A 6,868-nucleotide genomic window follows, 5' to 3' on the forward strand; every position below is an offset into this window, starting at 1 on the left:
GCCCGGTGACATCGCGCCCCCTCAGGTTGATCGACTGCATGCGGGAGCTGTTGCCGTCGGTCAGCTTGGAGAAGCGCGGGTCGAAATTGCGCAGGGCCACGCGCAGATGAGCGGCACTGCCCTGGTAGGCCAGGTCCATCTCCAGGTTGTCGAATCCGCTCAGGTTCCTGCCGCGGGCCGGGTCATCGCCGCTCAGCACGAGGGTGATGCCACACGATTGCGAAGGGCTGTTCGCGGGATAGCGGCAAACCCAGCGGCGGCGTTCGAAATCGACCCACTGCACGGGGGGCTCGCCCGGTGCGTCGCCCGCGGTGATCAGGAACAGGTTGCTCACCGCACCGGGGGCCGCGAGGTCGATGCTGCGCTCGGGCAGCCAGGCCTGCGCCAGCACCAGTGCCACGGTCAGCGCAATGCCGGCCGCGAGGTTGCGTGTGGGTGTGGTGGCGTGGGGCACGTGGGGGGCGACTGGAGATGCGCCATGACTGTATCGACCCGCCCCGGTCTTTGAACCGACCTGCCGAGCCCGAGCGTGACGTATCACCAGCGGGAGCGGTGGTCCTCGGTCACGCCCAGCAGGCCGTCGATGCGGCGCGCCGGTGCGCCGGCACCGGCCCGCACCGTGCCGGCGAAGCAGCCGATGGGCTGAACGTAGTGGCTGGCGGCGACAAGGAGGTCACGGTCCTCGGCACGTGCGCCTTCAGGCGTGAAGACCAGGTCGAGCAGGCCGTCGTCGGTGTGCACCCGCCACGGCCGCAACGGCTGGGTGGGGTCGAAGTCGAAATGGGCGCCGGCCAGCGCGATCGGCATGCCGTCCAGCCACAGCACGTTCTCCTGCCCGCCGAAATAGCCCTGCTGCAGATTGAAGCCGGCGTCGGCGCGGTGGGCGCTGGCCCAGCGCCAGGCGGTGTCGCGGGCGAGCAGGCCATTGGACGCGTCGACCGCCGCCCAGGCGCCATCCAGGCCGAAATGATGGCCCTCGGCCTCGGCCCAGCCTTGCACGGGCAGGGCTGTGGTCTTTTGCGTCGCATGGACGATGCCGCCGTCGACCGGGCCGATGGCCAGCAGCGGCGGCGCCATGCGGCCGAGGTCCAGGCGGGCCTGGATGCGCAGCGCGCGCGTGGCGACCGTGAGGCGCAGGCTGTCGTCCGGCTCGTGGCAGAGCGTCAGACGCGCGCCTGGGCCGCGGAACCAGGTGCGGGCGCCGGCGAGCGGCGCGTCGGATACACCGGCCTGCAATCCCGGCAGGCCGTCCTGGCGCCAGTTGGCCAGCAAGGTGCGGCGGCGACGGTCGAAGAGGTAGGCGAAAGCCGTGCAGGTCCAGCCGAGGTGGACGATGGCGACGCCGATGAAGAGCTGCTCATTGCCCAGGCCAACGTAATGCCAGCGCTTGTGATGCAGCTTGTGCCAGAGCCAGGAGCGGCGCTCACGCATGGGTGACCAATCGATGCGCGATATGCGGCCGGCATAGCGGCCCATGGCCGGCGCGCCATGGGTGACGACGGTTTGGGGAGCCAGGTTCATCGTGAATGCTGTCTGCGCCACTGCAGCGGCGCCTGGCCTGTCCACTGCCGGAAGGCGCGCGTGAAGGCGCTTTGCTCGGAATAGCCGAGCAGCAGAGYCACCTCGGCCAGCTCGACGCCGGGGTCGCGCAGATAGGCCTCGGCCAGTTGCTGGCGAGTCTGCGACAGCAGGGCCTGGAAGCTCTGGCCCTGTTCGGCCAGCCGCCGCTGCAGGCTGCGCGGGCTCATCTGTAGGCTGAGCGCCAGATCGGGCAGCTGGGTGCGGCCACTGCGGATCAGGCCGACCAGGGCCTGGCGCCAGACGCCGACCGGCTCGCTGATGGCAGCCACCTCCTGCAGCAGGCGTTCGGCTTGATCGTCGAGCAGCGCCAGCAGGGCCGCGTCGGCGCCGCGCAAGGGCAGGGCGAGGTCGCGCAGCGCCAGCACAAGGCGTGTGCTGGGCTGATCGAAGCGCACCGGGCCGCCGAAGAAGTCCTCGTAGGGCCGCACATCGGCCGGGCGGCGGTTGACGAAGTCCACCGCCAGTGCGCGCACCGGCCTGCCCGTGAACTCACGCGTCAGCTGCACCAGGGCCGCGATGGCGGTCTCGTCGACCAGGGCGCCGGGGCGGCCGCGCTCCACGCCCCATTCGATGCAGATGCCCTCGAGGCAGGGGTGGACCTGGGCGATGTTCACGTCATAGACCGAGCGGTGATAGCGCTCCAGCCGCAACAGGGCCTCGCCCAAGGTACCGCAGGCCAGCGCCGCGAAGCCGACGACGCCGAAGTGTCGCGGCGCGATGCCGCGCGCCAGGCGCAGCGAGAAGGTCGACTTCGGGCCGGGGTCGAGGTCGCGTGCCCGCTCGAGCAGCGCCTGCCAGCGGCACAGCGCGACAAAGGTCTCGGCCGGCGCCGGCGGTGTGCCAAGGGCGTCGGCGCGGCCGAGCGCGCCCATGTGCTCGAAGAGCAGCTGGACATAGCTGGCGGCGACGCGGGTTTCATCCATGGCCGGTCGATGATGCAGCAGCGCCGACCACCGTCCTCTGCGTGATCTCCCCAGGCGTGGCGCGATCCGTCAAAAACCCGGGTTTTGCCGTCAAGAAATCCTGGCCGTTTCGGATCAACATAGCGGCATGGACTGGCTGCTCGACCTCTACCACCGCCATGGCGACTGGCGCGATCTGACGCTGGTCCTGCTGTCGCCCATCTTCGGCGTCTTCATCGCGATGGAGGCCTGGCGCTTCCGCAGGACCGGCGTCTTCGACCTCTGGGACACCTTCGACAGCATGAACAGCGGCGGCAGCTATCTGGTCGCCGACCTGGTGCTGCTCGTCGTCCTCGTGCTGCCGGCCATGGGCTGGGTCTATGACCACCGCCTGTTCACCGTCGACGTGACTGTCTGGCGCTTCATCGGCCTGTTCTTCCTCGTCGAGTTCCTCTACTACTGGTTCCACCGCGGCAGCCACCGCATCCGCTGGTTCTGGTGTGCCCATGTCGTGCATCACGGCTCGGAGAAGATGAACTTCGGCACCGCGCTGCGCCAGAGCTGGTTCTATCCGATTGCGGGCAACTGGCTGTTCTACCTGCCGGCCGTGTGGCTGGGCTTCGAGCCTCGCTGGGTGCTGTTCGCGCTGTCGCTCAACCTGGGCTACCAGTTCTTCGTGCACACCGGCTGGGTCGGCAAGATGCCGGCCTGGTTCGAGTTCATCTTCAACACGCCGTCCCACCACCGCGCCCACCACGGCCGCAACCCGCAATACATCGACAAGAACTTCGGCGGCACGCTGATCGTCTTCGACCGCCTGTTCGGCACTTTCGTGCCCGAGGAGGCGGCGGTGGACTACGGCCTGGAGCACCCCTTTTACACGCACAACCTGTTCTGGCTGAATGCGCACGAGTGGCGGGCGATGTTCCACGACATGGCCCAGGAGAAGACCTGGGGCATGCGCCTGGCCCACCTATGGAGGCCGCCGGAGTGGCGGCGGCATTACAACGGGTTCAAGGGCTAGTTGGGCCCAGGTGCTTGGCCAGGAAGGCCTCCATGCGCTGCGCGAAGTCAACGCGATTCTTGAGCACCGCAAAGCCATGGCCTTCGCCGGGGTAGGTCACCCAGGCCGGCTCGTTGCCGGCCTCGCGCATGGCCTTGCGCAGGCGCTCTCCGTGGGCCAGAGGCACCCGCAGGTCGGCTTCACCGAAGGCCAGCAGCACGGGCGCCTTGATGCGGGCCGCCTGCTTGACGGGTGAATGAGCGGCGATGAGGGCGGCGTCCTTCTCCGGGTCGCCCACCATGTCGCGCAGCTGGAACTGGCGACCCCACTCGGGGATGTCATCGCGGACCCACCAGGACCCCGCCACATACAGATCCAGGTCGGTCACGGCCACCCAGGCCACGCCGCAGCGGTAGAGCTCGGGGTCCTTGATCAGGCCCATCAGCGTGCTGTAGCCGCCGTAGCTGGCGCCGGCGATGCAGGCCTTGTCGCTGGCGATCTTCTGTTCCTGCGCCCAGCGCAGAGCGTCCGCCACGTCGTCCTGCATGGCCTGGCCGAACTGGCGGAAGCCGGCGCGGAAATGGTCCCGGCCGTAACCGGTGCTGCCGCGAAACTCCGGCTCGATCACGGCGTAGCCTCGCGAGGCCAGGAATTGCGCATAGGCATGCCAACCCCAGGCATTGCCGCGCACCCAGGGTCCACCGTGTACGAGGACGACGGCCGGCAGCGGACCTGTGGCCTCGGCGTTCTTCGTGACCCAGACAGGCAAATCGCGGCCATCGCGTGCCTTGATGCGGTGCAGGTCCATCTGTGCCATCTCGGACGGCTCGATCGCGTTGCGCATGCGGCCCACGGGGCGCCAGACTGATTCGCCCGCGGGCGGCTGGGCCTGGTAGAGCCACAACTGGCCGGGCTCGCGGTCGCTGTAGGAGCGCACCAGCGCCACGACATCGGCCTGGCCACAGCGTCGGCAACTGATGCTGTTGACGCGGCCCGGCATGCGCTCGTCCGCCGCCTTTTGCAGCGCCTGCATGGCGGCGTTCTGCCAGACCGTCGTCTCGGCGTCGGTCGTGACACGCACGCCCAGGGCAGTGCCCGCGGCGTCATTGAGCACACGACCGTTGAAGTCGAAACCCGGTGTCACGACCAGGGGCTTGGGGTCTGGCGCGTGACGTTCGAAGTCGTACAGGCTCAGCACCGTTTCGCTACCGCGCTGGGTGTGCGTCACATAGAGCCGGCCGGCATCGTCGACGGCGTTGATGCCGAAGGGCGCGTTCAGCAGATCGCTTTCGTACAAAGGCTGCCAGTCCTGGCGGCCCGGGCCGCGCCACAGGGCGCCTCGCCGGCCGTCGCGGCGCGTCAGCGCGACGCGCAGCTCGCCGCGGCTGTCGGTCACCCAGCCCACGGTGTCGGGTGGGGCGTTCACGCCGGTCAGCCGCGTGCGGCCGGTGCGGGTGTTGAGCCACAGCGGCGTTTCCAGGTGGCGCTCGTCGGGCGTGAACTCGGCCAGCAACACCTCTTCGTTGACCTCGTTCGGTTGTGGCCGTGGCACGGCCAGCAGGCGGTGGTTCCAGTCCAGCAGACGATCCTGCCGGCTGCCGTCAGTGAAGAATGGCCGCCCCATGCGCCGCACCAACTGTCGGATCTGGCTGCCGTCGGGGTTGATTGCAAACAAGCCAGGCGCGCCATTGGGGCGGCCGCTGCCATCGGACAGGTCCGTGACGCTGAAGACCAGCCGGTCATCGTTGACCCAGTAGGCCTGCGAGATGTCGCCATCATTGAACTGCGCGGTGCGCATCGGCTTGCCGCCAGGGTTGAGGTCGAAGACGCCGAGGCCGACGCGCGGCCCGCCGAAGGTGCTCCTCACGGCGAGCTTGCGGCCCGACGGCGACAGCACGGCCTCGACGATGGTGGGGTCCTTGAAGAAGGCTTCGGCCGGCGGCGGCGCGGCCAGGACCGGGGTCCCCGTGGCGAGCGTGGCCAGCAGGATCAGTGGGGCGAGCAGACGCTGCTTCATGGCTGGTCCAAATGCTTGGCGAGAAAGGTCTCCACCCTGCGGGCGAAGTCCAGTCGGTTCTCGGGCTTGCCGAAGCCATGGCCTTCTTCGGGGTAGCTGACCCATTCCGGCGGATTGCCGGCCGCCTTCAGGGCGTCGCGCATGCGCTTGCCATGCACGATGGGCACGCGCAGGTCTGCCTCGCCGTAGGCCAGCAGCACCGGCGCCTTGATGCGCGAGGCCAGCTTCACCGGTGAGTTGGCGGCCAGCATGGCGGCATCCTGCTTGGGGCCGCCGACCATTTCGGGAAGGGTCAGCTTGCGGGCGATGCTGCTGTCATCGCTCACCCACCACGACCCCTGCACCATCAGCTCCAGGTCCGTCACGGCCACCCATGCCACGCCGCAGCGGTAGAGGTCGGGTTCCCTGGCCAGGCCCATCAGCGTGCTGTAGCCGCCGTAGCTGGCGCCGATGATGCAGGCCTTCTCGCTGGCCAACCCTTCCTTCTGCGCCCAGCGCAGCGCGTCGGTCACGTCGTCCTGCATGGCCTGGCCCCATTGCTTGAAGCCGGCGCGCAGATGCTCCTCGCCGTAGCCGGCGCTGCCGCGGAACTCCGGCTCGATGACGACGTAGCCGCGCGAGGCCAGGAACTGCCCCCATTTGTCCCATTCCCAGACATGGCCCCGCACCCAGGGCCCGCCGTGCACCAGCACAACGGCCGGGCGCGGCCCCTTGGCATCGTCGGCGCGCGTGATCCACACCGGCAGTTCGCGTCCGTCACGGGCCTTGATGGTCTTGAAATCCATCGTCGCCATCTGCTCGGGGGTGACCGCCTCGCGCACCCGGCCGATGGAGCGCCAGTGGGGCTCTCCGTCGGGCGGTTTACCCAGGTAGAGCCAGACCTTGCCGGGGTCGTGATCGCCGTAGGACTTGACGACGGCCACCATGTCCTGCTGGCCGCAGCGAAGGCAGCTGATGCGGTTGATGAAGCCCGGCAGGCGCTTGTCGGCCTGCTGCTGGAACTTGGCCATGCGTTCATCCAGCCAGACTGTCGCCTCGCTGTCCACCAGCGCCCGCACGCCCAGCACGGTGCCGCCTTCGGTGATCAGGTGGCCGGCGAAATCGAAGCCAGGCGTTGCCACGATGGCGGCCTGAGCGGGCGCTTTCGTTTGGACGTCGTAGCGCGCCAACACGCCTTGCGGGCTTCCTTTGGGCACGTGCGTGACGTAGAGCGTGCCTTTGCTGTCGACGTCGTGGAGCCTGAAGGGCTGCTTCAGCACCGTCGTGTCGTAGAGCTGCTCCCATTGCGTGCTGCCCGGCTTGAGCCAGTAAGCCTGCAGGCGGTCGTTCGTGAAGCTCACTGCTGCGCGGGGCGCGCCGCTGGCG

The 6,868-nt window shown here is 68.8% G+C and carries 6 protein-coding genes; 1 reads left to right on the plus strand and 5 read right to left on the minus strand.

Annotation, left to right across the window (positions count from 1 at the left end; genetic code table 11):
* The 3 genes from ACXJKR_RS20150 to ACXJKR_RS20160 form a co-directional block, all read right to left on the minus strand.
* On the minus strand, positions 1-454 hold a 454-nt coding region (locus tag ACXJKR_RS20150), incomplete at its 3' end, for a hypothetical protein (RefSeq protein ID WP_457324326.1).
* Positions 455-537: 83 nt separating this feature from the next.
* Positions 538-1,521, minus strand: a complete 984-nt coding sequence (locus ACXJKR_RS20155; protein ID WP_457324327.1) for a DUF2804 domain-containing protein — start codon at positions 1,519-1,521, stop codon at positions 538-540.
* Entirely contained in the window at positions 1,518-2,504 is a 987-nt protein-coding gene (locus ACXJKR_RS20160) for an AraC family transcriptional regulator ligand-binding domain-containing protein (RefSeq protein WP_457324328.1), read from the minus strand. The genes ACXJKR_RS20155 and ACXJKR_RS20160 overlap by 4 nt, the downstream gene beginning before the upstream one ends.
* 127 nt (positions 2,505-2,631) lie before the next feature.
* Between ACXJKR_RS20160 and ACXJKR_RS20165 the strand changes: the two genes are divergently transcribed.
* The gene (locus ACXJKR_RS20165) at positions 2,632-3,507 is read left to right on the plus strand and encodes a sterol desaturase family protein (protein WP_457324329.1); all 876 of its coding nucleotides are present in this window, start codon (positions 2,632-2,634) and stop codon (positions 3,505-3,507) included.
* Here the strand turns inward: ACXJKR_RS20165 and ACXJKR_RS20170 are convergent.
* Positions 3,497-5,503: a S9 family peptidase gene (locus ACXJKR_RS20170; RefSeq protein ID WP_457324330.1), complete on the minus strand. Its 2,007-nt coding sequence runs from the start codon at positions 5,501-5,503 to the stop codon at positions 3,497-3,499. The genes ACXJKR_RS20165 and ACXJKR_RS20170 overlap by 11 nt on opposite strands.
* Positions 5,500-6,868, minus strand: a 1,369-nt coding sequence (locus ACXJKR_RS20175) for an alpha/beta hydrolase family protein (RefSeq protein WP_457324331.1), incomplete at its 5' end; no start/stop codon positions are given. The genes ACXJKR_RS20170 and ACXJKR_RS20175, both read right to left, overlap by 4 nt.

Source organism: Roseateles sp. P5_E11, assembly GCF_054049355.1.